We start from the raw sequence: 25,921 nt of genomic DNA on the forward strand, positions 1-25,921 counted from the left end.
GCTTTCGGCTGTATTGCAGTCCGCTTCTTAGGTATTTTCCGGCGTTTCATGGCGCATTGTCACCGGCACTGACGGCGCCGTGCGTGAAATCGAAGCGTCGCGCCTTTCCACGCGGCCCGGCCGTTGAGCGTCCGGGCGGCGAGGAGACTGGCCGCGGCGTCAGACTTCGATGGTCAGGCCGTCATAACCGACTTGGATGCGGTGCGGTTCATAAAAGGCGCAGAGCTCTTCGTGGTTGAAAATGCCGTTGTGGGAAAAATGGTTGGCGTACACCGGCGTATCGCGGTCGATGACCTCCAGTTCGAGCAGCCGGTCGCGGAAGGCGACCACCGTGTTGCAGCCCATGTGGTTGTCCCGGGCGTCCGGATATTTGATGCCGCAGGTGCTGTCCAGTATCACCGCGTCGGCGTGCCGGCGGCGGATCAAGTCCCAACTGCTCTCCTTCCAGTAGCCGCTGTCGTTGACGATCAGCAGGCTGCGGCCGTTGCGCTGCAGCAGATAGTTCAATGCCTCTTCGTGGTGGGTATGGTTGGCGGCGATCGGCAACAGTTCCAAGTCGTCGTCGCGGATTTCCCGGCCGGAACAGGCGACCGCCGGATTGATTTTCAACGTATCCAATCCGGTTTCCTCGACGCCGAATATCATCGCCTGGACCAGCCGGTTGAAGACCCACCGGTTGCCGAAGACGTTGATGGGATGATGGACGACGCTGTAGCCGGCATGCCGCCACAGCAGGTCGACCGCGTTGAGGTGGTCTTCGTGGGAATGGGTGAAAATCAGCCGCTTGATGGTTCGCAGGTCGATTTTGAAGTGGGTCATCTGCCAGAAAGCGTCCGGGCCGAAATCGATCATCGTATCGCGGTCGAGCAGATAGGAGCAGCGGCGTCTGAGGTCTTTGCCGCCGTGTTCGAGGGCATGGCGGCAGGCCTCGCATTCGCACCACAGCGCCGGAACGCCTTCCGCTGCGGCGGAACCGAGAATGGTCAGTTGCATGATGAATATCTCCTTAGACAGGGTAATTTTTTCGGAACGGCAGCAACATAATCTTTCAACGGCCAAAATGCAATTCTTCTTGGCTGAAAAAGGAGTTGTTACTTGAAAAAACGGTAAAACACGGCAAAGTATAAAAGAAGTGTGATGTAACAGCAGGAGACGGACAGCGATGAGCGAAGCAAAGCGGCATACGATTTCGGTATTGGTTGAAAACAAATTCGGAGTTCTGGCGCGGGTGGCCGGATTGTTCAGCGGGCGCGGTTACAATATCTGTTCGCTGACGGTCAACCAGACGCATGATCCGCAGGTGTCGAAGATGACGATTGTCACTGTCGGCGATGCCGCCGTGCTGGAGCAGATTGAAAAACAGTTGAACAAATTGATTGATGTCATCAAGGTCGACGACTTGACCGAAGGCCGGTTTATCGAGCGGGAACTGGTGCTGGTGAAAATCAGGGCGGCGACACCGGAAGTGCGTTCCCAGATCATGCAGCTGGTCGAAATTTTCGACGGCAAGATCGTAACGGTGCGCAAGGAGGAACTCGGGGTGGAAATCTCCGGCCGTTCGGACCAGCTGGACAATTTCATCGATCTGGCGCGCGATTTCGGCATCATCGAGACGGCGCGTTCCGGCCGGGTGGCCATCGCCCGGGAAGCGGGAGTCGCCCAGGAATATTGATGGCGGCCGGTGAAGCATGAAAAAATAGACAGGCGATTGGGAGGCATTGATGCGTCCGATCGCCTTTTTCGTGGGAAGTGATTGATGCGGGTGAAGAGAAAAACATGGATGACGGCCGGTTTGCTGGCCGGATTGACCCTGCTGGCCGGCTGCTGGACGGTGCGCGGCCGGGGCGGGGCGGTGCTCTCGGAAGCGGAAAAGCAGGCGATGGCGCAGGAAATTGCCGGCTTGCGCGCCAGGGCCGACCGGGGCGACGCGCCGGCCGCCCGTCGGCTCGGTGAGATTTACGCGTCCGGCGAGGCGGGCGATTTCGATTATCCGGCGGCGTTGAAATATTCGCGCCAGGCGGCGGAAGGCGGCGAACCGGAGGGCTATTATCAGTTGGCGCTGCTCTATTTGTATGGCGACGGCGTCGAACAGAGTTATCCGGAAGCGGTCCGTTATCTGGAATTGGCGAATACGCCGTCGGCCTGGAATGCGTTGGGCGTGATTGCCCAGCAGGGGTATCGGGGGGAAGCGGATCTGGCGGCGGCGGCGGAATGGTATCGCCGGGCGGCGGAGGCCGGCTTGCCGGTGGCGCAGTGCAATTACGCGGCCTGTCTTTTCTCCGGTAGCGGCGTCGCAGCGGACCGTGGTGCCGCGATGGAATGGTTTGAGAAGGCCTGGCGGAACGGGGATTCGACCGCCGGAGAGTGGTTGGGGATGATCTATTTGAAAGGACTGGGCGTGCCGGTCGATCGCGGGAAGGCGCAGGAGTATTTGCAGTGCTCCGGGACTGAATTGGAAGAATTGGCGCGCCGTCCGGTGAACAATTGAACGTGGAACCGGGTCTATTTTTAAATGACTTTACCGGGATGAATATGAATTTTTTGGTGAATTCCTCAAATGATGAAGCGTTGTAACTGCGGGCAGGCAGCCGGGATTGGTTGGAAATGGCTGGTGCTTGAGGCGGTGATCTGCTGTGCGGCCCCGACGGTGCTGCCGGCGGCGGTGTCTCCTTCGGCTGCCGGCCGGCAGGACGGCGTGATCGTCGATCCGGCCGTTTCCTCTCCGGGAGCCAGGCTGCAGCAAACCAGCGAACTTTTCAAGAAAGACGCCTCGCCGGAGCGGGTGGAACAATTGTTGAAAGCCAACGAACTGTTCAACCGGGGGGTCTGTTATTTTGTCGGCCGGGACGGCGAACGCGATTTGCCGGCGGCGATTGCCGCTTTCAAGGCGGCGGCCGATCTGGGGTCGGTATTCGCCCGGTACAACCTCGGCGTCATCTATTCCGAGGGACTTGACGTGCCGGTCGATTACGCCGCGGCCAGACATTATTATGAATTGGCGGCCGACAGCAATTTCGCCGATGCCCAGTACAACCTTGGGGTAATGTGCGGCCAGGGACTGGGCGGCGAACCGGATTTCACGGCGGCGGCCGGCTATTATCAAGCGGCTGCCGAACAGGGACATTTGCGGGCCTGTCACAATCTCGGCGTGTTGTATTATTATGGCCGCGGGGTCCCGCAGAGTTACGAAAAGGCCAGGGAATATTACCAGATTGCCGCGGAGAATGGCGACCCGCGGGCGCAATATAAGCTGGGGCAGTTGTTTCGCTACGGCAAGGGGGGACCGGCCGACGATACCGCCGCGTTTCACTGGTATATGCAAAGCGCCCGCCAGAATGAAGTCTGCGCCCAGGTGGCGCTGGGACAGATGTGCTGCAGCGATGTGTTCGGCAAACCGGACTATGAACAGGCGCGGCAGTGGTATGAGCTGGCGGCGAAACAGGGTTGCGGCGAGGGCTGGTACGGTCTCGGGGTGATTTATTTGAACGGTCTGGGCGTCGAGGTCGATATGCCGCAGGCGCGGCGCTGCTTCGAACAGGCGGCTTTGCTCGATGAACCGGTGGCGCAGTACAACCTCGGGGTGATGAATCTGACCGGCGACGGCGGGGACGTGGACCGGAAGCGCGGCGTGGATTTGCTGAAACTGGCGGCGGAAAGCGGTTGTGCAGCGGCGCAATATGCGCTGGGCTGCTATTATTATAATCTCACCGAGGGCGAACCGGATTACGAACAGGCGTTCCGGTATTACCGGCAGGCGGCGGAGCAGGGGCATGCCAATGCGCAGTATCACCTCGGTCTGTTGTTTTTCGATGGTCACGGAGTCGGCCAGGATACCGGCAAGGCGCTGGAATTGTTTGAAGCCGCCGCCGGCCAGTCTTTGACCCAGGCGCAATTCACGCTCGGAGTGATTTACGCCAAGGGGATGTGCGTCGCGCCGGACCGGGACCGCGCACTGGGATATTTCAATGCGGCGCTGGGGCCGGACCGCGGCCGTGAAGCGTTCGAACATTGTCTGCAAAGTCCCCGGGAAGCGGCCCGCTGAAAAATCGTTATCCCTTGGGTTTACGGCGGAAGACATCTTCGCGCAGCCGGTCGTTGGGCAGGAACGCCAGCGGCCGGGTGAAGAGAATGAGCAGCAGCGACGTGCACAAAATCACGCTGAAGCCGCCGATCATCGTTGCAATCTGATATTTGATCGCCAGAACCGGCTCGGTCCCGCCAAGCAACTGGCCGGTGATGACGCCGGGCAGCGTGACGATGCCGACCGTGGCCATCACTGCCAGGAACGGCGTGGCGGAGGCGTGCAGCGCATCGCGGAGGAACGGCAGCAGCGCTTCGAGACGGGTGGCGCCGAGCATCAGCCGGCAGAGGTATTCATTTTCCCGGTCGCGGCAGGCCCGGTAAAAGCGGTCGACGGCCGTTACATTGCCGCGCATCACATTGCCGAGCAGCACGCCGGTGATCGGAATGGTGATGGAGGCGTCGGCGAAGGGACGCCGGGCGACCAGATAGAGGAAATAGAGCAGCAGCGGCAGGAAGCTGAGCGCCAGTGCCGCCACCGTCGGCAGCAGGAAGCGCCGCCAGTTCAATTCGGTCTGCCGCATGGTCGACAAGTTGGCGGCGAGCATCGTCAATACAACCCACAATAAATTGATGGAAAAAGAGTTGTATAGAAAGATATAGCGCAGGTACAAACCGACCAGCAGCAGTTGAAGCGTCATGCGTATCAATGCCCCGACCGCCTGCCGGAACAGTTTCAGCCGATAATAGAGCACGATGGCCAAGCCGGGCAGGAACAACCCGTAAGCCATGATCATGCCGACGGTGTCGATGTCAATATTTGGTTTGGGCATCTTTGATTTCCTTCGGGGTGCGGACGATCAGTTGTCGGTTGGAAATGACGTAAATGCGGTCGTATTGGGCGAGCACTTCGAGATCGTGGGAGACGGCCAGCAGCGGCTGCGGCATTTTCAGAAAAATATGGGTGACGCGGGTGCTGTTGCGGTTGTCCAGTTCCGATGCCGCTTCGTCGGTGAGAAAAATTTTTTTCTCGAACAACAGACTGCGGGCGACCGAAATGCGCTGCCTTTCACCGCCGGAAAGTGCCGCCGGCGCCGCCTCCAGCAGCGTTTCCGGCAAATTGACCTGATTCAGGATGGCTTTCAGCACTTCCGGGGTCGGCCGGGGATGGCGGCGGTTGGCGCGGAAGCTGTAGGGATAGAGCAGCACCTCCCGGACGGTCGGTTCGCATAACACCGGCGTCTGTTGGATATAGGCGATGCGGCTGCGGAACTCCGCCAGCGTTTCCGGCTTCAGTTCCAGGTCGCCCAGCGCGACGGAGCCGGCCTGAAACGGCAGCCAGCCGACGATGGCCTGCAGCAGCGCGGTTTTACCGCTGCCGGAAGGTCCGGTCAGCGCCACTTTTTCGGTGTCGCCGACTTCCAGGGCGGCGTGCTCCAGCAAGGTCCGGCCTTCCACTGTCAAAGTGAAATTGCGAATGGTCAACATTGTAAAAATTCTCCTCTTCAGACAATATAATTCGCTGGAGGAGATTTCGCAACAGAAATGCGGCAGAAAAGCCGTTTCTCCGGCTGGTCGAAAATATTTCGAACATTGAAGTATCCGAATTGCGGTGTATAGTAGCAACGCCCAGCAACATGGAAAATCGTATGCCGTCCGGGCGTGCGTGCGGTTGGCAAGGCTCCGCAGATTTGGCGGACAAAAAAAGGCAGATTCATCGCGTCTATGAAAAAAGTTTGGCTCATCCTGTTCCTGTCCGTGTTGGTTTGGGGCCGGTCTTCGGCGGCGGCGGAAGGTCCGGCCGCCGGACGAATTCTGTATTTGAATTCCTATGCGGTTTCCAGCCGTTGGAACGACGATGTTCTGGCCGGCTTCCGGGCGTATTGCCGTACCGGGGCGCAGCCGGTTTACCTCGATACTCTCGATCTGAACGGCATGGACTCGGAGTCGGCTGGCGGCTGGCTGCGGCAGCGGCTGACCGACGGCGCGTATGATCTGGTGGTCGCCGGCGGCAATCCGGCCGTGGAACTGTTTCTGCGGGAAACGGCGACTTTGCCGCGCCGGCTGCCGCTGGTGTTCTGCGGTGAATTCGATCCGGCCTGGCGGGACATCTGTCCGGCGTTGACCGGGATCGACTGCCGCGATACCCGTTTGCCGACTTTGACGTTGGGCCGACGGTTGCTGCCGCGGGCCGCGGCGGCAGTTTGCCTCGGAGATGGCGCGGCCGGCGGGAACGTTCCGCTTCCGGAACGGGATTTTCAGATTTTGTCGGTGAAGGCGGCGGAAACGCGGCCGGAAGAGATTCGGAAAGAGCTCGGCGGTTTGCCGCCGGGCTCTTTTATCATTTGCGACGACAGCTGGAGTGCTTTGCCGGCATCGGACCGGCGGGAAATCGCCGCGCTGGCTCCGGTGCTGGCGACGACGGAAACGGCATTCGACGCCGGTGCCGTCGGCGGCGTGATGGGTGACGGCGTGATGACGGGACGCCGGCTGGCCGAACTGGCCTGCCGGATTCTGGCCGGTGAAGTGGCCGGGGCGCTGCCGGTTCGGCCGGCAGCGGTCAAGACGGTTTTCGACTGGAACGGATTGCGGCGGTGGCACCTTGAGGCCGCGTCGCTTCCGCCGGAGGCCGTCCTGCTTCACTGGCCGTCGCCATTCTGGTATCGTCATGGCGGCTGGCTGCTGCTGGTTGGCTCGATCGGCGGAATTGCTGTGATGCTGCTGGTGTTGCTGTGGTGCGGCCGCCGGAAAGACAGAAAATATAAGATACTGCTCGATTCGCTGCCGGTCAGAATGGGGGCAGTCGATGCTGCCGGCAGGGTGCGTTTTTTTCAGGCCGGGGATGCCTATATGCAGTGTCACCCGGCGGAATTGGGCGGCCGGCTGGACTCGTTCGTGCCCGGCGTTCAGAAGCCGTTCCGGAAATGTATCCGGCAGGTATTCCGCCGCAACCGGAAAGCATTTTGCGAATACGATTTCGAAGGCCGGCGGCGGCGGGCGGTGTTCACGCCGTTGCCGGGAAAAATTTTCGGCGTTCCGACGGTGCTGTGGGTTTCGGTCGATGTCGATGAACTGCATCGCGCCAGGCGGAAGATGACCGAACTGGCCGAACGGTTCCGGATGACCCTGCGGTCGATCGGCGACGGCGTGATCGCCACCGATGAGCGGGCCGTCGTCACGATGGCCAACAATGTGGCGGCGCGGATGACTGGCTGCAGGCATGAGGAGCTGATCGGTCGGAAACTGAGCGAGGTGGTTCAACTGGTCCGTATCCGGGATGGCGGCGCCGTCGCTCCGCCGCTGGAAAGCGCGTTGCAGACCGGCAGAATCGTCGAATTGCCGGAACCGGTCGATTTGATTTCGCGGGACGGCACGATGCGCCATACGGCGAGCAGCGCTTCGCCGATCCGCAGCCGCAACGGTGGAATCATCGGTGCGGTGCTGGTGATCCGCGATGTGACCGAGGAGTATGAAAAAGACGATGAAATGCGGCGGCAGAATGCCGTTTTGAACAAGACCGCGATGAGTGCCGATCTGACTTATTTCCGGTGCGACGGCGACGGCCGGGTACAGGAGCCGGTCGATGGGAAATGGTGGGGCGTGCGCGACGGCGAACCGGTGCCGGTCGAGGAGTGGGTGTGCGAGGCGGACCGGCCGGCGTTTCTGGCCGGCTGGCGCCGGCTGCTGGGCGGAGAACTGGATGAACTCGAACTCAACTACCGTTCCCTGTCCGGCGGCCGGTGCCGTTATTTTGAAATGCGGGTGGAAAGGGGTTGTCCGGCCGCCGGCCGCCGGGCCGGATATTGCGGCACCATTCAGGAGGTGACCGCCAGGCATGAAACCGAGTCGAATTATTATGATACCTCGGTGTTGCTGCAGAACATCATGGATAACTTGCCCTGTTATATTTTCGTCAAGGATGTCGATGACGATTTGCGCTATGTGATGTGCAACCGGGATTTTGCCCGGATGACCGGCTGCCGCGATACGGATATCGTCGGTAAGACCGATGCCGACTTTTTCCGGCGCATGGAGGATGCCGAACGGTTCCGCAACGATGACCGGCAGGTGGTGAAGGGCGGGCGGAAGATTCGTTACAAAGAGTCTTTCCTGCGCGGCGACGGGACGGTTGCCTGTGCGCAGATGTACAAGAACGTCATTGTCGGCGCCAACGGCCACCGGCTGTTGATCGGCATGGGCATCGATATCACCCGGCAGGAGTCGACGGAGCAGGAGCTGAGGAACAGCAACGCCCTGTTGCAGGGGTTGATGGATCATTTGCCGGCGGCGGCGGTAGCCAAGGAGGCCGGAAACGGTTTCCGTTATGTGCTCTGGAACAAGATGGCCGAGCGGTGGTCCGGCATCCCGTCGGCGGAAGCGCTCGGTAAAAATAATTTCGAGCTCGACTGGCTGAAGCAGCGGGCGGTGGCGCTGGAAGAGGAAGATCAACTGGTTTGTGCCGGCGACGGCCGGAACAAAGTGGAAGCGGTGCGGTTTCCGGACGGGGAAACCCGCGTGCTGCATACGTTCAAGACGTTGATCAAGCGGGAGCAAAACACGCCTTTGCTGTTGACGCTGAGCATCGATGTGACCGAAGAGAAACGGCTGGAACAGGAACGGCAGCGGCTGAACGACGTCTTGAAAATTTACGCCGACCAGGAGCGGACGGTCAATGCCTGCCTGGAGAACATCATTTTGAATCCGGATTCCGAGTCGGCCGTTTTTGAGGTGTTGCGGCTGGTCGGCGAACAGACCGGCGCCGATCGTTGTTATATCTTTGAAAACGATTACAGGCAGCGGAAGTGCCGCAATACTTACGAATGGACGGCGGCGAGCGTCCCGGCGCTCAAGGAGCATTTGCAGAATCTGGCCCTGGAATTTTCGCCGGAATGGGACCGGGCGCTCCGGAATCGCCAGTTGATCTGTTCCTCCGACCCGGCGGCCGCTGAATCGCCGGCGGTTTTGCCGGAAGTGGCCGACAGGTTGCACCGCCGGGACGTCAAGGCGCTGATGGTCGCCGGAATCTGGGCGGAAGGGGTGCTGTGGGGCTTTATCGGGCTGGATTACGTCGGCCGTCCGCACGTATTTTCCGAAACCGAGTGGAATATCGTGCCGGCGGCGGCCCATCTCATCGAAATAGCCCTGGCGCGGCGGCGCAGCCAGTTCGAACTGGAACGGAAGGAATATGAGAAGCGCTTGATTCTGGATACCATCCAGATTCCGATTCTGCTCTTTGATGCGCAGATGAAGCTGGTGTGGGTGAATGCGATGGCCGGTCGGCTCTGCGGCCGCCGGCCGGAGGCGATCTACCGGGAACCGTGTCATTGCAGTTTCTGCCGCGGCAGTGTGCCGCTGGAACGGTGCCCGGTCCATCTGGCGCTGCGGGAAGGCCGGCCGCATACCGCCGCCGTCCGGGTCTGCGAGCGCGATTTCTTCGTTTCCGCCTATCCGATCTGGCAGGACGGGGTGTTGGTCAACGTCCTGGAAAGTTGTATCGACATGACCGAATTCAACGAGAGTCAGCGCCGGCTGGAAGAGGCGCTTGAGGCCGCCCGCGCCGCCGACCGGGCGAAGAGTTATTTCCTGGCGACGATGAGCCATGAATTGCGGACGCCGCTGAATGCGGTGATCGGCTTCAGCGAGCTGATGCAGGCCCGGCACCAGACGGAAGCGGAACGCCGGGAAAATTTGAGCGCGATCAATTTTGCCGGCAATACGCTGCTGACGCTGCTCAACGACGTCCTGGATTTGTCCAAGCTGGAAGCCGGGCAGATGGATATCGTCAAGGCGCCGATGGACTTGCGGGAACTGATCACCGAAACGGTCCGGACGTTTCAGGCCGGCTGCCGGAAGCGGGACAACGTCATCGCAACCGACATTCCGGAGCGGCTGCCGCTGTTGTCGCTCGACCAGATGCGGTTGCGCCAGGTGTTGTTCAATCTGCTCGGCAACGCGGTCAAATTCACCGAACACGGCACGATCCGGATTCAGGTGGCGTTCGATATGGACGCCGCCGCGGCGGCCGGTACTTTGAAAATAGCCGTCAGCGATACCGGCATCGGCATTGCGCCGGAAGCGCAGCGGACGATTTTCGAGCCGTTCCGGCAGGAGAGCAACCGGATCCGGGGCAACCAGGTCTACCAGGGGACCGGGTTGGGGCTTTCGATTTCCCGACGGATGGTGGCCCGGATGGGAGGACGCATTGAATTGGAGAGCGAACTGGGGCGCGGCAGTACCTTTACGGTGATTTTGCAGGACGTGGAGCCGGCGCAACCGCCGGCGGCTACGCCGGTTGCCAACGGGAAAATTCCGGAGAAACTCGCCTGGCACGGCCGGGTGATGCTGGTTGACGATGTGCCGATGAACCTGCGGGTACTGGAGGCGATGCTGACGCAGTTGGAGGTGCCGTTCATTTCCTGCGTTTCCGGCGAGGAGGTGCTGCGGCAGTTCGCTGTCGAGGCGCCGTCGGCGGTGCTGACCGATTTGTGGATGCCGGGGATGAGCGGCGAGGAGTTGGCGGCGCGGTTGAAAGCGAATCCGGACTGGGCGAAAGTGCCGGTGGTGGCGGTGACGGCGGACACCCAGTTGAATTACAGGGCCGGGGTGTTCGACGGTGTGTTGTTCAAACCGCTGACGCTGGAAAAATTGGGGAATTTGTTGCATTCCCTGGCATCCGGCGGCGAAAAATGATGAATGGTTCCTTGATCCGATTTTATCGATTCCGCGGCAAATGCCGCTTGTAAATCATCCATATTCGATATATATTTAATGAATTTAATTCGGAAATTTGAAATAATGTCCGTAAACGGGATTCTAACCTAAATGGAGGCAAAATTCATGGTTAAGTACCTGAACGAAATCCCCACGAAGAATGAAAAACTCATCAAGTGGGTTGAGAACTGGGCTGAAATCTGCAAGCCCACCGGGGTCTATTGGTGCGATGGCTCCAAAGCCGAATACGACCGGCTGTGCGACGAACTGGTCGCTAGCGGCCTGGCGACCCGCCTGAACAGCAAGAAGCGTCCGAACAGCCTGCTGTTCCGCTCCGATCCGTCCGACGTCGCCCGGGTGGAAAACCGTACTTATATCGCTTCCGAAAAGCAGGAGGATGCCGGTCCGACCAACAATTGGATCGATCCGAAAGAACTGAAAAAGACGATGCTGGATCTGTACAGCGGCTGCATGGCCGGCCGGATTATGTACGTCATCCCGTTCTCGATGGGACCGATCGGTTCGAACATCGCCAAGATCGGCGTGGAAATCACCGATTCCGCTTACGTCGTCATCAATATGGAAATCATGACCCGCGTCGGCAGCAAAGTGCTCGACGTGCTCGGCGACAAGGGTGAATTCGTGCCGTGCGTTCATTCCGTCGGCAAACCGCTGGCCGAAGGCGAATGCGACAACGGCATCTGGCCGTGCGCGCCGCTCGACAAGAAATATATCGCTCACTTCCCGGAAACCCGCGAAATCTGGTCGTTCGGTTCCGGTTACGGCGGCAACGCATTGCTCGGCAAGAAATGCCTGGCGTTGCGCATCGCTTCGGTCCAGGCCCGCGACGAAGGCTGGCTGGCCGAGCACATGCTGATCCTGAAGCTGACCAATCCGAAGGGCGAAGTCAAATACGTCACCGGCGCGTTCCCGTCCGCTTGCGGCAAGACCAACCTGGCGATGCTGATCCCGACCATTCCGGGCTGGAAAGTCGAAACCATCGGCGACGATATCGCCTGGATGAAGTTCGGCAAGGACGGCCGTTTGTATGCGATCAATCCGGAAGCCGGTTTCTTCGGCGTGGCGCCCGGCACCAGCCGCGACTCCAATCCGAACGCGATGGATTCCTGCAGCAAGGATACCATTTTCACCAACGTGGCGTTGACCGAAGACGGCGACGTCTGGTGGGAAGGCATCGGCTACGATGCGCCGGGAACCCTGATCGACTGGAAAGGCAACAAGTGGAACAAGGAAACCGCGACGGAAAAGGCGGCGCATCCGAATGCCCGTTTCACCGCTCGCGCCTGCAACTGCCCGGTGATCGCTTCCGAATGGGAAGATCCGGCCGGCGTGCCGATCTCCGCGTTCCTGTTCGGCGGTCGCCGTCCGAACACGGTGCCGTTGGTCCATCAGTCCACCTCCTGGGAACATGGTGTGTTCCTCGGTTCGATCGTCGGCTCCGAAGTGACCGCTGCGGCGCTTGACCTCAAGGCCGGCACGGTCCGCCGCGACCCGTTCGCCATGCTGCCGTTCTGCGGTTACCATATGGGCGAATATTTCCAGCACTGGCTGGATATCGGCAAGAAAACCCCGGCGGACAAACTGCCGAAGATTTTCTATGTCAACTGGTTCCGCAAAACTGCCGATGGCAAGTGGCTGTGGCCGGGATTCGGCGAAAACAGCCGCGTGCTGGAGTGGATTTTCAACCGTTGCGACAATGCGGTCGAGGCGGTGGAAACCCCGATCGGCCTGATGCCGAAGTCCAGCGACATCAACCGCGCCGGAATCGAAAATGAAGTGACCGCCGCCGATATGGAAGAACTGTTGTCGATCGATATCGAAGGCTGGAAGAAGGAAGTGGAGATGATCAAGACGCATTACGCCCGTTTCGGCAATAAATTGCCGAAGGCGCTCGAAGAGCAGCTTGCGGCGTTGGAAGCGCGCTTGAACAAGTAATTCCGATTCCGTATTTTTGATTCGAACCGCCGAAGCGAAAGTCAATTCCGCTTCGGCGGTTTTCTTTGTTAAGGATGTTGAAATGAGGGTGAAAAAAAACGGAACGACAGTGAACCGTTGGCAGGGGTGGATTTTTTTCTGTATTGGTCTGATCGGGCTGGCGGTCGGTTGCTGGTATCGTCATGCCGGACTTCGGAAGGACGCGTCGCCGGAAGTGGCGGAGAGTTTTGGCGTGATGGGGACGGTGGCGTCGCTGGAGTTGGCCGGCAATGCGGAGACGGCCGGGGCGGCGCAGCAGCGGATTCACCGGATTTTCGAAGATGTGGAGGCGCGTTGGAGCCTGTTCCGGCCGGAGAGTGAATTGAGTCGCCTGAACGCTTCGGCGGCGGAACAGCCTTTTGCCTGTTCGGAGGAATTGTGGCGGGTGCTGCGGCTGGCGCGTGAGGCGTGGCAGGCGTCGGATGGGGCGTTCGACATTTCGGCCAAGCCGTTGATGGATCTGTGGGGATTTTACCGCAAACGCGGCACCATGCCGACCGAAAAGGAAATCGCCGCGGTGCTGCCGCGGGTCGGATTGGATAAAATTCAGTTCGACGATGAGCAGCATTCGGTGAAATTCACGGTGCCGGGGATGGCTTTGGACCTGGGCGGTATTGCCAAAGGGGTGGCGGTCGATTGGGCGAAAGAGGCTGCCGTGGCGTGCGGCGTCAAGGCCGGAGTGATCAATCTGGGCGGCAATCTGGCGTTGCTGCCGGAGCCGTTGCCGAACCGGGAGTCCTACCGGATCGGCGTGCGTCATCCGCTGCGGGCGGAACAGTGTTTGGAAGTGCTGGAATTGCAGAACTGCGCGACGGCGACCAGCGGCGGTTATGAACGCTTCGTCGAGCTGGAAGGCAGACGTTATGCGCATATCATGGACCCGCGCACCGGCCGGCCGGCGGAACAGATGCTGGCGGTGACGGTCATTGCGCCGTCAGCCGGCCAGGCGGATTGGATGTCGACGGCGGTTTTTGTCGGCGGCGAAGCCATCGGCCGGCGTTTGGCGGAGCGTTATCCGGATACCCGGATGTTGTTATGCTTCGAAGACGGCAACGGCGGGGTGCGCGTCGTGCGCCTGCCGGTTGAGTAAACGTCTCATTGTCGGGATTGCAGTCTGCCGCCGCTGGGTTCCGGCCCGGCTTTATTCGACGTTCTGCACCTGTTCGCGGATTTTTTCCAGTTCGGCCTTGAAGATGTTGTTATGCTTCGAAGACGGCAACGGCGGGGTGCGCGTCGTGCGCCTGCCGGTTGAGTAAACGTCTCATTGTCGGGATTGCAGTCTGCCGCCGCTGGATTCCGGCCCGGCTTTATTCGACGTTCTGCACCTGTTCGCGGATTTTTTCCAGTTCGGCCTTGAAGCGGACGATCTGGGACGTGATGGCGCTGCCGCCGGCCTTGTTGCCCAGCGTGGTGATTTCCCGGAACATCTCCTGGAGCAGAAAGTCCAGGCTGCGGCCGGTCGGCTCGGCGGCGGCCAGAAAACTTTCGAACTGCTGAAAATGACTGTTCAGCCGGGTCAGCTCTTCGGTCACGTCCGCTTTGTCGGCATAAAACAACACCTCTTTGAGCAAACGCTCGTCGTTGAGGTCGACCGGCAGATTTTCCGCCGTCAGTTTGTCCAGCAGCCGCTGCTTCTGCAATTGCGGAATTTCCCGGGTGTAAGGGGTGATTTCGGCCAGTAGCGTTTTCAACAGGTTCAAACGGTTCCGCAGATCTTCGTAGAGGGAGCGCCCTTCCTGTTCCCGCATGTGCAGCAACCGGTCCAGCGCCTTCGCCGTCGCCTGGCGGACCGCGTCGAGCAGTGCCGGATTGTCGGCATCCGGCGGCGCGTTGTCGACGACGCCGGGGAGGGCAAGCAGTTCGCCGGCGGTCGGCAGCGCCGGCAACGAATAACGCCGCTGCATGGTCTGCGCGGCGGCGACCAGGGCGTCCGCCAGCGGCCAGTTGATTCTGGCCTGGGTCAGTTCGCTGCCGGCCTGGGCGGTAATGGTCAGGCGGACGGTAACGCTGCCGCGGCTCAGGCGGGCGGCGAGCTGCTGGCGGATGGCCGGTTCCAGCATCGCCAGTTCGCGCGGCAGGTTCAGGCGGATTTCAAGCTGTTTGCGGTTGACGGTGCTGATTTCCACGGCGAAGGCGGCGCCGTTGAATTGAACTTCGCCTTTGCCGAAGCCGGTCATGCTGCGGATCATTGGGCCGCTTCCTCGGTTGAACGGTAATGGTTGAATTCTTCCGCGGTGAACAAGCCGCCGAAGTTGACATTCCAGTTGGTCAGTTGGTCATCCTGGGCGTAGCCGCAGATGACGACCAGACGTTCGCCGGCCGGCCAGACCATCGAAAACTGCTGCAGCCTGGACAAATCGGATTGCGGTTCATCGCTCGGCAATGGGGTTTTGAATTCCGGCGGGAAGGTGGTTTTGACGATTTCCGGATTGGCGAAACGCGCCGAATTCGCTTCCGCCGAACTCAGTTGATTGAACAGATTGTTCCACAGATAGGTTCTGGCCTTCTGCACAGCGCTGATCCATTTGCGGTCGACCGGTTCGAATTTCTTGCGAATCAACCGGTTTGGGGACCAGTTATACATATTTTTGTTGCTGACGCCATAGACGAGATAGGCTTCCTCTTGCCCGGGAATCAACCAGGTGATGCAAACCTGGCTCAGCTCGGAGGACAACTGCATTTCGCCGACCAGGTTGTTCTGGGCGAGAATGTTGCCGAACAGGAAAACCGGCGGATTGAAGGTGACGAATTCCCGCTGATCCCGGGTCAGCTCCGGCGATTCTTCCAGCAGGAATTCGCGGGCGCGCCGGGCCGCCTGGTTCTGGTAATATAAATTGGATTGACAGCCGGCGGCCAGACCGACCGCCATTGTCAGCAGCAACCACGACAGTATTTTCATAACTAATTTGATCCAATGCGTTGATGTCAGTCAATAACGATTGCAAAATATAGTCTTGAATTGAAAGCTTGTCAATGAGGATCGCCGGGCAACTCACCGTTATTTTCGCCGGGCGGCGGCAAAAAATGACGGAATCGGATTGTAAAATGGAAATTCGGCATTACATTTTTCCCAATCCTGGAATTCCGTGCGGTGCCGACAGGCATCGATTGATTCCTGCCGCGGCCCGGCTGGCAGCCGAAGCGGATTGGCCGGGATCCCAACCCGATACAAATACAACTGGAAAGCTGGAAACAATATGCCTTTTGAACATGGATCTTTCACCGTCAGCATTTTTGAATTGCGCGATGCGTTGCCGGACAACTATCTGGAACTGTTCGCCGCCCAGACGGCCGGCATGCTGGACAATGTCAAGGACGAGCCGCAAATCGGCTGGGTCAGCGGCCGCCATCTGCTGGAGAACAACATCGAGGAAAAGACCGCTTTGCGCGGCGGCTGCCTGTATTTGAACCTGCGCAAGGCGGAGCGCAAGATGCCGGCTTCGCTGCTGAATGCGATCTGCAAGCGTGAAGAGCTGATCTACCTGCAGGCGAACAACGCGCAGTTCGTTTCCGGCAAAGTGAAAAAACAGATTCGCGAGGAGGCGCTGGAAAAACACCTGATGAAGATGCCGCCGCAGATTGCCGGGGTGCCGCTGGTCGTCGACCTGGCGACCAGGAGCATGTACGTCGGCGCTTCTTCGCCGACGCAGATCGACGATTTCATCGGTTTCTTTTTCAAGACCACCAACGTCGAGCCGCTGCAGTTGACTCCGGCGTCGCTGCTGGAAACGATGTTTCAGACGACGCTGAGTTCCTTTCCGTCGATCCGCTTTGCGGAGGAGTGCGACGACGAGCCGGCGCCGGGCCGGGATTTTCTGACCTGGCTGTGGTATTACAGCGAAACGGCCGGCAAATTGTCGCATCCGCAGTATGGCGAATTCGATCTGTTGATCGAAGCGCCGGCGACTTTCGCCTTTACCGCCGAGGCGCGCGGTGCGGCGGAAACTTCGATCAAAAAAGGCGGCAGTCCGTTGCGCAGCGCGGAAGCCAAAGCGGCGCTGACGGTCGGAAAAAAAGTGAAGAAGGCGAAATTTTCGCTGACGCGCGGTGACGATATCTGGAGCGGCGTCTTCGATGCCGACCGCTTCTCGTTCAGTTCTTTCAATCTGCCGGAAGGGGAAAACCTGGAGCCGGAGAGCCGTTTTGCCGAGCGGATGCTCAATTTGTTCATTTTTCAGGAAGCGTTGAAGCTCTATTTTCATAAATTTGCCGAATCGCTGTTGTCGATGAGCTGGCCGGAGGAGGAGAAAAACATCCGGCGCTGGGTTAAAGAACGCGATTCGATTTGAGGCGGGTCCGATGTTGGAGAGTTTGAAAGCAATCTGGTTTTCGCCGGTGACGCGGACGGTCCTGCTGCTGGTCATGAGCAATGTTTTCATGACTTTCGCCTGGTACGGCCATCTGAAAAATCTCAGCCAGAAACCGTGGTACATCGCCGCCGTCATCAGTTGGGGAATCGCCTTTTTCGAATACATGCTGCAGGTGCCGGCCAACCGTATCGGCCATCAGCCGGGCGTCCTGACCCTGCCGCAGTTGAAGATTTTGCAGGAGGTCATTACCCTCAGCGTTTTCGTGCCGTTCGCGCTGCTTTATATGGGCGAATCGATCCGCTGGAATCATATCTGCGCCGGAATCTGCCTGATTCTGGCGGTGATTTTCATCTTCGCGTTTAAAAATTGATTCATCGTTTTTAGCGGTCGGGAAAACGGCCCGGCGCCGGCCTGTCATTTTTCAGGCACCGCAGATGCGGGGCATCGGCATCGGTTCGATAGCCATATCCGCCTGCAGGAATTCCAGCAGCAGTTGCTGCTTCAGCATCTGGCATTCCGGCTTGTCCCAGAGATTTGTCAACTCGCCGGGATCGTCCCGCAAATCGAACAGTTCGCCATAGGACGCATTCAAATAAACGGTGATTTTGTAACGGTCGTTGACGAGTGTTTTGGCGTAGAACGTCGTCGGGTTGTGATGGTTTTCGATGATCACATGGCGGCGGGCCTGCGCATGGTCGCCGCACCAGTTGCCATAGCGGTTCAGTCCGGTCATGAACCGGGGGACCGGCAGGCCGGCGAACGCGAGCATCGTCGGCGCCAGGTCGACGGTCGATTGCAAATCGGCGCTGGTTGCGCCGGACGGAATGACGCCGGGCAGCGCGGCGATCAGCGGAACGCGCAGCAGATCGTCGTAATGGTGCATCGCTTTGTAGACCAGGCCGTGCTGGCCGAGAAAATCGCCGTGGTCGGTGGTGAAAATCACCAGCGTGCTTTCGGTCAGGCCGCGTGCGTCGAGCTGGTCGAGAATTTTACCGATATAGGCGTCGAGCATCGTCACCATGCCATACATGGTGGCGATATTTTTCGCTCTGGTTTCCCGGTCGAGCAGGTGGGAGCCGGCGCCGTGCAGCGCGTTGCAGCCTTCGTCGGTCCGGTAGGCGCTGAAATCCGGATTTTCCTGCCGGGTCATCGCGAAATGCGGCGGTTTGTCGTCGAATTCGCCCGGCGTGAATTCCGGGACGGTGACCTGTGCCGGATCGTACAGGCTGGCATAGGGCTCCGGCACCATATAGGGCGGGTGCGGATCGAAGAAACTGGCCCACAGGAAGAACGGTTTCCGGTTGGCGGAGAATTCATCGAGCATTGCGTTGGTGCGTTCGGCAATCCAGGCGTTGTAATGAATTTCCTCCGGGATATCCCAGGGCGCGCCGGGAAGGGGAGAGCGATGCGAGGAGTTGCGCAGCGGATCTTCCGGCAACTGGTAGCAGGGCACGTTCGGCGAAAAATATTCCCGCCAGTCCGGGTAGCCTTTTTCTGCCATCCAGAGTGCGTAGTGCTGGCCGGCGTGGCCCTCGTCGGTATGGTTGCGGGCCAGCTCGACATGGTCGAAACCGTAGAACGGCCCGTGGAAGCTCCGCCAGAAATCAAGGTTGTGGAGAAGCGGATAGGATTCCAGCGAAGGATATTCCGGCGGCGACAGCAACGGTTGGAAGTGCGCTTTGCCGATCAGAGCGGTCCGGTAGCCGGCTTTCTGGAATTCAGCGTTGACGGTCGGCTGATTTTCCATCAATTTGGTGCCGAGGCTGTAGGCTCCATGCTGGCTCGGATAGGTGCCGGTGATCCAACTGCAGCGGGTCGGCGTACAGGTCGGATTGACGGTATAGGCACGGGAAAAATAACAGCCCCGGGCGGCCAGCCGGTCGAGGTTGGGAGTCCGTACTTCGTCATTGAGAAAGCCGAGGGTGTTCCAATGCTGCTGGTCGGTGGTGATCAGGAGAATATTTTTCATGAACCGTACTCCTTGGAGGTTTTTCGGGATGAATGCGCGACGGCGGTCTGTCCAGCACGTTCGGCCAGCAGTTCGAAGCGGCCGATGGTATGGGAATAGAACAGTTGCCAGTCTTCGCACAACGCGCTGCGGCCGTCGGGAAGGCGGTTTTTGGGACAATCGCCCAGGCAGAGCGGCAGGAACCGGCAGGACGGACAATGCGGGTTGTGCGGCTCTTTGCGCTGTCCGAAAGCGGCATGGGAGGGCGAACGGAACAACGCGGCGAAGCCGGTTTCCTGGATGTTGCCGAGGCGCAATTCCGGCCGGACGAAGAAATCGCAGGGGAACAGGTCGCCGTTGCATTCGACGACGAAATAATTGCGGCAATCGCTGTTCATCGGACAGACGGTGGGAATGCCGGTGGCCAGCCGGGAAATGATCGAGTCGAACAGCCGGATGGAGATGCGTCCGCAATCGCGCGGATACCATTCGTTGAACAGCCGGCAGAGAAATTCTCCCCATTGACCGGGCGCGAGGGCATACGGCTGTCGCCGGCCGTTCGAGTCGAACTCCACGCAGTCGATATATTGTTGAAACCGCATGCCCTGATCGCCGAGATAACGGTAAATTTCAACCGGCGAGGCGGCATTGGCGGCGGAAACCAGTGTCAGGATATTGGTTTCGACCCGATGCCGTTTCAAAATGGCCAGGCCGCGCATCACTTCGGCATGGCTGCCGTTGCCGTTGCCGCTTTTGCGGAAACGGTTGTGCAGCCTGGCCGGCCCGTCGAGGCTGAGGCCGACCAGAAAGCGATGGGCGGCCAGAAACCTGCCCCAACCGTCGTCGAGCAGGGTGCCGTTGGTCTGCAACGCATTGCTGATGGCGCGATTGCCGCCGTATTGCCGCTGCAGCTTCACGGCCAGCTCGAAAAAGGCCCGCCCCGCCAGCGTCGGTTCGCCGCCCTGCCAGCCGAACTGGTGCAGCGGCAATGGTTCGGCCAGATAGCGGCGGATCACCGTTTCCAGCGTCGTCTTGCTCATCCGCCGCCCGTCGGCCGGGAACAATTCCCGTTTCGGCAGGTAAAAACAGTACGCGCAACGCAGATTGCAGTCGCCGGAAACCGGTTTGATCAACAAGGAATAGGACGGCGTCATTTGCCTTTTCCCGCCCAGGGCAGCGATGGAACCGGCGTCCGGCCGTTGACCAGTTGGCCGGCTTCGACGTAACCTTCCGGCCGTCCGGCCAATTCCTGAACCAGTCTGTTCCGCCAGAATGCCGTCCGTTCCGGCCGGGCGGCCGAGAGGTCGTGCCGTTCCTGCGGATCGCCGACGAGATCGAACAACAATTCGCGGCCGCTCTGGCTGAACCAGCAATATTTTTCGCGGCCGTCGGTCAGCCAGTGGTTGGACCATTCGCCGTAACAGTGTTCTCCGTGCAGGCTGTCGCGCCGGAAGGTTTCATCGAGCAGGCTGTGGCCGTCCAGGCCGGCCGGAACCGGAATGCCGCAGACCTCGCAGATCGTCGGAAAAATGTCGCATAGTTCAGCGAGCCGCCCGTCGGTCCGGCCGGAGCGGTCCTGCAATGGCGGCGGCAAACGCAGCAGGAGCGGGATGCCGGCGCAGCCTTCGAACGGCAGCGCCTTGCGAACCAGCCGGTGATCGTAAAGCAGATCGCCGTGATCGGAGACGAAAACGATCAGCAAATTGTCCCACAACCGCAGGTCGCCGAGCGCGATGAACAGCCGGTTGAGTTCGTAATCGATGTGGGAAACCGAGGCGTGATAAGCCTTTCTGGCCCGGTCGCGGAACGGCGGCTGCGACGGGACCGGATTTTCCACGTTGCCGGCGGTCGACAGAAAACCGCTCCAATCGCTTTCGATTGGTTCCGGCAGTTCGATCGCATCGTACAGCCGGAGAAACTCCGGCGGCGGGTCCAGCGGCGTGTGCGGCCGGTGGTAGGATACTTTCAGGAAAAATGGTCTGGTCGGATCGCGCCGTTTCAGAAATTCGATGCTTCTGGAGGTGACCCAGGAGGTCGGATGGTACCGGACATCCCACGGCCAGGGCCGGACCGCATAGCCGTTGCAGCCGACGCCGCAATCGCCGATATCGGCGTCCGGCCCGAGATGCCGGCGAATGTCCGGCAGATAATCGTCGTATTCGATCGCATCGCGGTATTGCTGCCGCTTGTCGTGCAGGAAACCGTCATGCAGCACGACGTGGTGAAAACCCAGCAGATTCCGGGCCGGTTCGACGTGCATTTTGCCGACGCATTGGGTGTGATACCCGGCGGCGGCCAGCGTGCCGGCCAGCGTGGTCGGATAGCGCCATTCCACCCGGGAGTCGTAACCGGTAAAGCCGTGACGGTCCGGCCGCAGGCCGGTCATCAGGGCCGCCCGGGCGGCAATGCAGCTCGGACAGGCGGAATAGGCCCGGGAAAAGTTGATGCCTTCCCGGGCCAGTTGGTCGAGGTGCGGCGTGTGAAGGTCGTCCGAACCGTTGACGCCCAGCGCGTCGCGCCGCATCTGGTCGACGACGATCAATAGGACATTGGGGCGGTTGTTCATAGCGAAGGTTCCTTGAAAATTTTCAGTGTCCGAGGCGGGTGGCTCCGGCCCGCCGCGGCCGGTCCCGCTGTTGGAAAAAATCTTGGCCGGGATTTGTCCTCCGGAGCATTTCCGCCATCGTCAGGCCGATACGGCGGTCGAAAATGCCGGACCGGAGGAGTGGTTTCAAGTTTATTGTCCGGATGCCGTTTTTACCGGGTCAGTCGGCGTGTTGCGACATCGCCTTTTCGATCCGCTGCGGGATGTCGCTGTTTTCAAGCGGTTCGGCGAAGAGTTCGCACCCCGGTCCGGCGGCGTTGGTGATGATCTTGGCGCCCGAGTGACCGCCGGTCGTATAAGCGATGCCGAGCCGGGCGTCCCGGCAACGGAATGCCGCCCGCAAACCGTCGTCGAGGTGTTCGGCCAACCCGCTTTGATCGGCATCGGTTCCGCCGAGCGCGGTGATGACCGTCTGGCGTTCCACGGCGGTGAACGGCTGCTGCGCCAGCCCCAATTGGTCTTCGAAAAATTCGACCAATCCGGCGGCGGTGGTCAATTTGCTGTCCTTCAGCCGTTGCCTGGCTTCCCCGGCGATTGCGCCGATTTCCTGTTTTTGAAGCCGCAGCAGCGGCAGCAGCGCCGCTTTCATCTGGTCGATGTTCAGGCCGCCGGTTTCATGGTCGGCGGTGACGATCAGCAGGGTTTCCTGCGGGTGCAGCGCCTGAAAGGCCAATCCGGCCTGGACGGCTTCGTCCAGCGCCACCACTTCGTGGATCAGTTTGCCGGCGTCGTTGCTGTGCCCGGCGTAATCGGTGTGGCCATTTTCCACCATCAGAAAGAAGCCGTCCGGATTGTATAATTGCGCGATGGCCGCCCGGGTGTGTTCGGCCAGCGTCGGGCGGGAGGATGCCTGTTCGGTCGTCCAGCGGGTGAACGGCTGGGCGACGGCGTAAACCTTATCGCTGTCCGGCAATCGGGTTAGCGCGTCGTTGGCGGCGATGACCGTGTAACCGTTGTCTTGCAGCATTGCGTAACTGGCTTCGGCGTTGCCGGCCAGCGCCGCGCCGCCGAGGTAATCGACGCCGGTGGCCGGAATTTCGGCGGCGATCTCATCGAGCATCGAACGGGACGGCTGGTGGGCGTAATGCGCCGCCGGCGTGGCGTCGTTGAGCGGGCTGGAGGAGACCAGGCCGACTTTGAAGCCGCGTTCTTTCAGGCGGGCCGCCAGGCTTGCGACCGGCCGGAGTTCATGGTCCATGCCGATAACGCCGTTGTTGGTTTTGACGCCGCAGGCGATTGCCGTGCCGCTGGCGGCGGAATCGGTGACCGTCCCTCCGTAATTGTCGGTGCCGGTCCGCGCCGCAGTCGGCAATGTGCTCATCATCAGCTTCCGGCCCAGCAGCGTTTCGGTCAACTCCCGTTGCGCCGGTCCGAAGCCGTCGCCGATAAACAGCAGCACATACTTGATTTCCGCCTGCGCGCCGGCGGCGACCAGCAGCAGCAACAGCGCCAGTCCGAATTTATGAAACCGTGTACTCATGTTTTCCTCCTTGAAATTAAATTTGTCTTGAAAGAAAATTCAATCTATGCAGTTCCGGCGGCGGCTTCGGCACGATCTTCTTCCGCGGCGCCATCCCAGACTGCCGCCGCGAATACCGCTTCATCTTCCAAGGTGCATTTCATGATCGTCCGATCCGATTTCCGGGATATGCTCCGCATCCAAGAATACCATCTTTTCGGCCGGGTTGCAAATTCAGTCGGGTATTTTTGACGATAAAAAAAGATCCGGATCCTGCCAACGGATCCGGATCGAATCGCGGGACGGCAGATGTCAGCGGGAATTGCCGTAACGGGCCAGCAGTTCGCCGATCTGCTGCCGCCGCCGCAGTATTTCCCGGCTGTCGCGGGTATATTCGGTATCCGAGCGGATGAAATCCCAATCGGGAGCCAGCAACTTCTCCGCCTGTTCGAGATCGCCGTCCGCCATCTTCACCGCGCCGGCTTTCGCTTGGGCGACCAGCGATTCCAGCAGTTGCAGATATTCATAATCTTCGAGTCCGTCGCGGAGGAATTTGAGCCGCAGCGACGGCACCGCGCCGCCCGGTACCGGATAGAGCAACATGCCGTCGCCGTTGAAATCGGCCCAGCTTTTGCCGTTCATATTGGTATACGGTCCGCCCCGGAGCGGTTCCGGCCACGGATGGTTTTCCAATATTTCAGTAGTGCCGTCCGCCCCGGTCCGGGTCTGGTTGGTCCGCCAGAAGGTCAACTGGTAGTAGAGCAGGCCGTCGCTGTGGAATTGGCGCGCCATGAAGCCGGGCAGCAGCCGGGTGCCGGTCGCCGGACATTCGATCATGAAATTGGCGCTCGGCGGCACCGGGAAGCAGCAGACGTAGTACCAGATTTCCCGGCCGCGCTGCCGGGCGGCTTCCGCTTCCGCCGTCGTATCCAGGTAAACCGGCGTCAGCGGCACCCAGATGTCGATCAACTCGTCCAACCGGCTGTCCGGCCCGAAGGAGTGGTCGTAGGCGGTGGTCATCGTCCGCAGTTTCGGATATTCGGCCCGGATTGCCCCGAATACGTCGTGCATCAGCGCGAAGCCTTCCGGCGAAACCTCGTCGAAGCCGTAGATATAAACGTTGTCCCACCAGTCGTTGCGCTCGACGGCCGGCAGGATTTTCCGCAGTTTGGGCAGAGCGTCCAGGCCGTGGACGTAGAGCAGATTGACCATCGTATTGCGGTTGTCCAGCCGCTCCTGCAATTCCCGTTCGGTCGGCACCGTATTGCGGTACAGATTGTCGGTCGGGACGCGATGGGCGGCAATGATCGCTTCGCAGTTTTCGACGGCCAGCCGGATTTGCTCGGCGTTGCCGTCCAGTTCCGGCCGGTCGCCGGCCACATATTCCAGATACGCCTGATAGTCTTCCGGCGTCGCTTCCGGCGCCACCAGCGAATAAACGAAGTCGCCGTAACTGATCTCGTTGAACGCCAGCGGGAAGGAGTTCTTCTCCGGCAGGACGAACGGCCAGACTTCGATGGTCAGCGGGATTTGCAGCGGTTCGGCCAGCTGGTCGGCGGTGACGGTGATGATGCCGTCATAGAGGCCGGGCGGCTGGTCGGCCGGGGCGCGGACATCCAGCCAGACCGGCTGCCAGCGCTGTTTTTTGACCTCGAATTGCGGCAGGTAGTCGAGAAAGATATCCGGCGTCCAGCCGGTGTATTCCACCGGATAACACGGCTGGACCGTGTTGACGAAGCCGACCGGCGCAATGGCGATATTTCCGGCGTCCAGCACCGTGCCGTCGGCCTGCCGGAAGCTGTCCGCCCGTACCGATACGTTGGTCCAGTCTTCCTGCGGCATCAGGCAGAGTTGAATGCCTTCGGTCTCATTGGCGGCCAGGCTGAGCCGCCCCGGCGTCTTGCCGTCCAGGCCCTGTTCGGGGAACACCCGGGTGATGCCGTCCGCCCAGGCGGTCAATACGCCATCCGGCGAAGCGGCCAGTTCCGCCTGCGCGGCGATCAGGCCGCGCAGCCGTTCCAACTGCGGCAGCAATGACTGCAGCGCCACCTGCGCGGTATAACGCGGCGACGGCGCCCCGGCCTGTTTGAAGTCCGCCAGCGCCTCGGCATAGGCGGTTTCCACCGCTTCCCGGCGCTGCTGCAGTCCGGCGTCCGGACTGGCCGGCTGCCGGAGTGATTTTTCATAAGGGGTTTGCCATTCCGCCGCGGTTTTCAGGCGCTCCAGGTGCAATGGACCGTGCAGCGTCAGGTCGGCGAAACCGTATTGGCGCGGTTCTTTCGGGTCGGTCAGGAAGAAATGAAGCTCTTCGACCGGCAGCTCGGTGGTCAGGCGCCGATTGACCGGCAATGTCACGGTATTCCAGCCGGGGGATAATTTCAATGGCAGGTATGAACGGCTGCCGCCCTGGTTCAGGACGCACAATTGCAGGGTGTTGTCTTCGGTTGCCGCCGGGTTGTAAATTTTTACCGTCAGGCGGTCGTACAGAATCCAATTCTTCTCCGGCAGCGCTTCCCCGCGCAGAATCAGCGCCGGCCAGCGCTCTTCCCCGGCCTCGTAATCGACCAGGAAGCCGGCCGGCGCCTGATCGTCGTCCGTTGCCATCAATTCGCCCTTCGCCGCCCGCAGCGAAAGTTTTTCAATTGCGCCCGGCGACCGGAAATCATTGAGCACCAACGGATCTTCCGCCTGCAAAGCTCGCAGGGACACTGCCCCGGCAATCATCGTCAGCAACACCGCCAACCACCATCGTTTCATAGTCTTCTCCCATGTTTCATGAAAATTACCGTCGGAAACGAGTCCGACTGTATTGTATTGCCAATTCGGACGAAAGCAAGAACGATCTCTTGCGATGTCCGAATTGGCATTTAGAA

The 25,921-nt window shown here is 60.1% G+C and carries 19 protein-coding genes; 9 read left to right on the plus strand and 10 right to left on the minus strand.

The features are described 5' to 3' along the window. Positions 1–159 precede the first annotated feature (159 nt). Positions 160–993: an MBL fold metallo-hydrolase gene (locus tag HWX74_RS12025; RefSeq protein ID WP_176013773.1), complete on the minus strand. Its 834-nt coding sequence runs from the start codon at positions 991–993 to the stop codon at positions 160–162. A 169-nt stretch (positions 994–1,162) separates the two neighbouring features. Between HWX74_RS12025 and ilvN the strand changes: the two genes are divergently transcribed. From ilvN to HWX74_RS12040, 3 genes are all read left to right on the plus strand, one after another. Continuing rightward, positions 1,163–1,672 carry an acetolactate synthase small subunit gene (ilvN, locus tag HWX74_RS12030; RefSeq protein ID WP_176013774.1) on the plus strand — a complete coding sequence of 170 codons (510 nt, stop codon included), beginning with the start codon at positions 1,163–1,165 and terminating at the stop codon, positions 1,670–1,672. A 108-nt stretch (positions 1,673–1,780) separates the two neighbouring features. Then, on the plus strand, positions 1,781–2,488 hold the full coding sequence (locus tag HWX74_RS12035) for a tetratricopeptide repeat protein (RefSeq protein ID WP_176013775.1): 708 nt from the start codon (positions 1,781–1,783) through the stop codon (positions 2,486–2,488). Positions 2,489–2,557: 69 nt separating this feature from the next. Next, positions 2,558–4,042 carry a tetratricopeptide repeat protein gene (locus tag HWX74_RS12040; protein WP_176013776.1) on the plus strand — a complete coding sequence of 495 codons (1,485 nt, stop codon included), beginning with the start codon at positions 2,558–2,560 and terminating at the stop codon, positions 4,040–4,042. A 7-nt stretch (positions 4,043–4,049) separates the two neighbouring features. Here the strand turns inward: HWX74_RS12040 and HWX74_RS12045 are convergent, their stop codons facing one another. Then, positions 4,050–4,853: an ABC transporter permease gene (locus HWX74_RS12045; RefSeq protein ID WP_176013777.1), complete on the minus strand. Its 804-nt coding sequence runs from the start codon at positions 4,851–4,853 to the stop codon at positions 4,050–4,052. Beyond that, the gene (locus HWX74_RS12050) at positions 4,834–5,508 is read right to left on the minus strand and encodes an ATP-binding cassette domain-containing protein (RefSeq protein WP_176013778.1); all 675 of its coding nucleotides are present in this window, start codon (positions 5,506–5,508) and stop codon (positions 4,834–4,836) included. Before HWX74_RS12050 ends, HWX74_RS12045 begins: the two co-directional genes overlap by 20 nt. Positions 5,509–5,745: 237 nt before the next feature. Here HWX74_RS12050 and HWX74_RS12055 point away from each other — a divergent pair, with 237 nt between their 5' ends. From HWX74_RS12055 to HWX74_RS12070, 4 genes are all read left to right on the plus strand, one after another. Then, positions 5,746–10,710, plus strand: a complete 4,965-nt coding sequence (locus HWX74_RS12055) for a PAS domain-containing protein (protein ID WP_176013779.1) — start codon at positions 5,746–5,748, stop codon at positions 10,708–10,710. Positions 10,711–10,857: 147 nt separating this feature from the next. After that, on the plus strand, positions 10,858–12,687 hold the full coding sequence (locus tag HWX74_RS12060; RefSeq protein WP_176013780.1) for a phosphoenolpyruvate carboxykinase (GTP): 1,830 nt from the start codon (positions 10,858–10,860) through the stop codon (positions 12,685–12,687). 82 nt (positions 12,688–12,769) lie between these two features. Beyond that, positions 12,770–13,816, plus strand: coding sequence for an FAD:protein FMN transferase (locus HWX74_RS12065; protein WP_176013781.1), 1,047 nt, complete (start codon positions 12,770–12,772; stop codon positions 13,814–13,816). Next, entirely contained in the window at positions 13,809–13,982 is a 174-nt protein-coding gene (locus tag HWX74_RS12070) for a hypothetical protein (protein ID WP_176013782.1), read from the plus strand. The genes HWX74_RS12065 and HWX74_RS12070 overlap by 8 nt, the downstream gene beginning before the upstream one ends. 51 nt (positions 13,983–14,033) lie before the next feature. On the opposite strand, the gene HWX74_RS12075 is transcribed toward HWX74_RS12070, so the two are convergent. Both HWX74_RS12075 and HWX74_RS12080 read right to left on the minus strand, forming a co-directional pair. Further along, on the minus strand, positions 14,034–14,915 hold the full coding sequence (locus HWX74_RS12075; RefSeq protein WP_176013783.1) for a YicC/YloC family endoribonuclease: 882 nt from the start codon (positions 14,913–14,915) through the stop codon (positions 14,034–14,036). Further along, the gene (locus HWX74_RS12080; protein WP_176013784.1) at positions 14,912–15,625 is read right to left on the minus strand and encodes a hypothetical protein; all 714 of its coding nucleotides are present in this window, start codon (positions 15,623–15,625) and stop codon (positions 14,912–14,914) included. The genes HWX74_RS12075 and HWX74_RS12080 overlap by 4 nt, the downstream gene beginning before the upstream one ends. A 298-nt stretch (positions 15,626–15,923) precedes the next feature. Here HWX74_RS12080 and rdgC point away from each other — a divergent pair, with 298 nt between their 5' ends. Together rdgC and HWX74_RS12090 are read left to right on the plus strand one after the other, a co-directional pair. After that, complete coding sequence (rdgC, locus tag HWX74_RS12085) at positions 15,924–17,015, plus strand: recombination-associated protein RdgC (protein ID WP_176013785.1); 1,092 nt, start codon at positions 15,924–15,926, stop codon at positions 17,013–17,015. 10 nt (positions 17,016–17,025) lie between these two features. Continuing rightward, complete coding sequence (locus tag HWX74_RS12090; RefSeq protein ID WP_176013786.1) at positions 17,026–17,406, plus strand: DMT family protein; 381 nt, start codon at positions 17,026–17,028, stop codon at positions 17,404–17,406. Between the two features lie 51 nt (positions 17,407–17,457). On the opposite strand, the gene HWX74_RS12095 is transcribed toward HWX74_RS12090, so the two are convergent. The 5 genes from HWX74_RS12095 to HWX74_RS12115 form a co-directional block, all read right to left on the minus strand. After that, positions 17,458–19,005 (minus strand): sulfatase-like hydrolase/transferase, encoded by a 1,548-nt coding sequence (locus tag HWX74_RS12095; protein ID WP_176013787.1) that lies wholly within the window; start codon positions 19,003–19,005, stop codon positions 17,458–17,460. Further along, the gene (locus HWX74_RS12100) at positions 19,002–20,138 is read right to left on the minus strand and encodes an anaerobic sulfatase maturase (RefSeq protein WP_176013788.1); all 1,137 of its coding nucleotides are present in this window, start codon (positions 20,136–20,138) and stop codon (positions 19,002–19,004) included. The genes HWX74_RS12095 and HWX74_RS12100 overlap by 4 nt, the downstream gene beginning before the upstream one ends. Beyond that, positions 20,135–21,550, minus strand: coding sequence for an arylsulfatase (locus tag HWX74_RS12105; RefSeq protein WP_176013789.1), 1,416 nt, complete (start codon positions 21,548–21,550; stop codon positions 20,135–20,137). Before HWX74_RS12105 ends, HWX74_RS12100 begins: the two co-directional genes overlap by 4 nt. Positions 21,551–21,749: 199 nt before the next feature. Next, complete coding sequence (locus HWX74_RS12110; protein WP_176013790.1) at positions 21,750–23,069, minus strand: alkaline phosphatase; 1,320 nt, start codon at positions 23,067–23,069, stop codon at positions 21,750–21,752. A 291-nt stretch (positions 23,070–23,360) separates the two neighbouring features. Further along, positions 23,361–25,805: a DUF4091 domain-containing protein gene (locus HWX74_RS12115; protein WP_176013791.1), complete on the minus strand. Its 2,445-nt coding sequence runs from the start codon at positions 25,803–25,805 to the stop codon at positions 23,361–23,363. Positions 25,806–25,921: the final 116 nt, after the last annotated feature.

The sequence above is a fragment of the Victivallis sp. Marseille-Q1083 genome, from assembly GCF_903645315.1.
Classification (GTDB): Bacteria; Verrucomicrobiota; Lentisphaeria; order Victivallales; family Victivallaceae; genus UMGS1518.

Coding starts and splice junctions, on each gene's coding strand:
- HWX74_RS12110 (WP_176013790.1), bottom strand. CDS start 23,069: ATGAGTACACGGTTTCATAAATTCGGACTGGCGCTGTTGCTGCTGCTG.
- rdgC (WP_176013785.1), top strand. CDS start 15,924: ATGCCTTTTGAACATGGATCTTTCACCGTCAGCATTTTTGAATTGCGC.
- HWX74_RS12025 (WP_176013773.1), bottom strand. CDS start 993: ATGCAACTGACCATTCTCGGTTCCGCCGCAGCGGAAGGCGTTCCGGCG.
- HWX74_RS12045 (WP_176013777.1), bottom strand. CDS start 4,853: ATGCCCAAACCAAATATTGACATCGACACCGTCGGCATGATCATGGCT.
- HWX74_RS12035 (WP_176013775.1), top strand. CDS start 1,781: ATGACGGCCGGTTTGCTGGCCGGATTGACCCTGCTGGCCGGCTGCTGG.
- HWX74_RS12105 (WP_176013789.1), bottom strand. CDS start 21,550: ATGAACAACCGCCCCAATGTCCTATTGATCGTCGTCGACCAGATGCGG.
- HWX74_RS12055 (WP_176013779.1), top strand. CDS start 5,746: ATGAAAAAAGTTTGGCTCATCCTGTTCCTGTCCGTGTTGGTTTGGGGC.
- HWX74_RS12065 (WP_176013781.1), top strand. CDS start 12,770: ATGAGGGTGAAAAAAAACGGAACGACAGTGAACCGTTGGCAGGGGTGG.
- ilvN (WP_176013774.1), top strand. CDS start 1,163: ATGAGCGAAGCAAAGCGGCATACGATTTCGGTATTGGTTGAAAACAAA.
- HWX74_RS12100 (WP_176013788.1), bottom strand. CDS start 20,138: ATGACGCCGTCCTATTCCTTGTTGATCAAACCGGTTTCCGGCGACTGC.
- HWX74_RS12075 (WP_176013783.1), bottom strand. CDS start 14,915: ATGATCCGCAGCATGACCGGCTTCGGCAAAGGCGAAGTTCAATTCAAC.
- HWX74_RS12115 (WP_176013791.1), bottom strand. CDS start 25,805: ATGAAACGATGGTGGTTGGCGGTGTTGCTGACGATGATTGCCGGGGCA.
- HWX74_RS12080 (WP_176013784.1), bottom strand. CDS start 15,625: ATGAAAATACTGTCGTGGTTGCTGCTGACAATGGCGGTCGGTCTGGCC.
- HWX74_RS12095 (WP_176013787.1), bottom strand. CDS start 19,005: ATGAAAAATATTCTCCTGATCACCACCGACCAGCAGCATTGGAACACC.
- HWX74_RS12090 (WP_176013786.1), top strand. CDS start 17,026: ATGTTGGAGAGTTTGAAAGCAATCTGGTTTTCGCCGGTGACGCGGACG.
- HWX74_RS12040 (WP_176013776.1), top strand. CDS start 2,558: ATGATGAAGCGTTGTAACTGCGGGCAGGCAGCCGGGATTGGTTGGAAA.
- HWX74_RS12050 (WP_176013778.1), bottom strand. CDS start 5,508: ATGTTGACCATTCGCAATTTCACTTTGACAGTGGAAGGCCGGACCTTG.
- HWX74_RS12060 (WP_176013780.1), top strand. CDS start 10,858: ATGGTTAAGTACCTGAACGAAATCCCCACGAAGAATGAAAAACTCATC.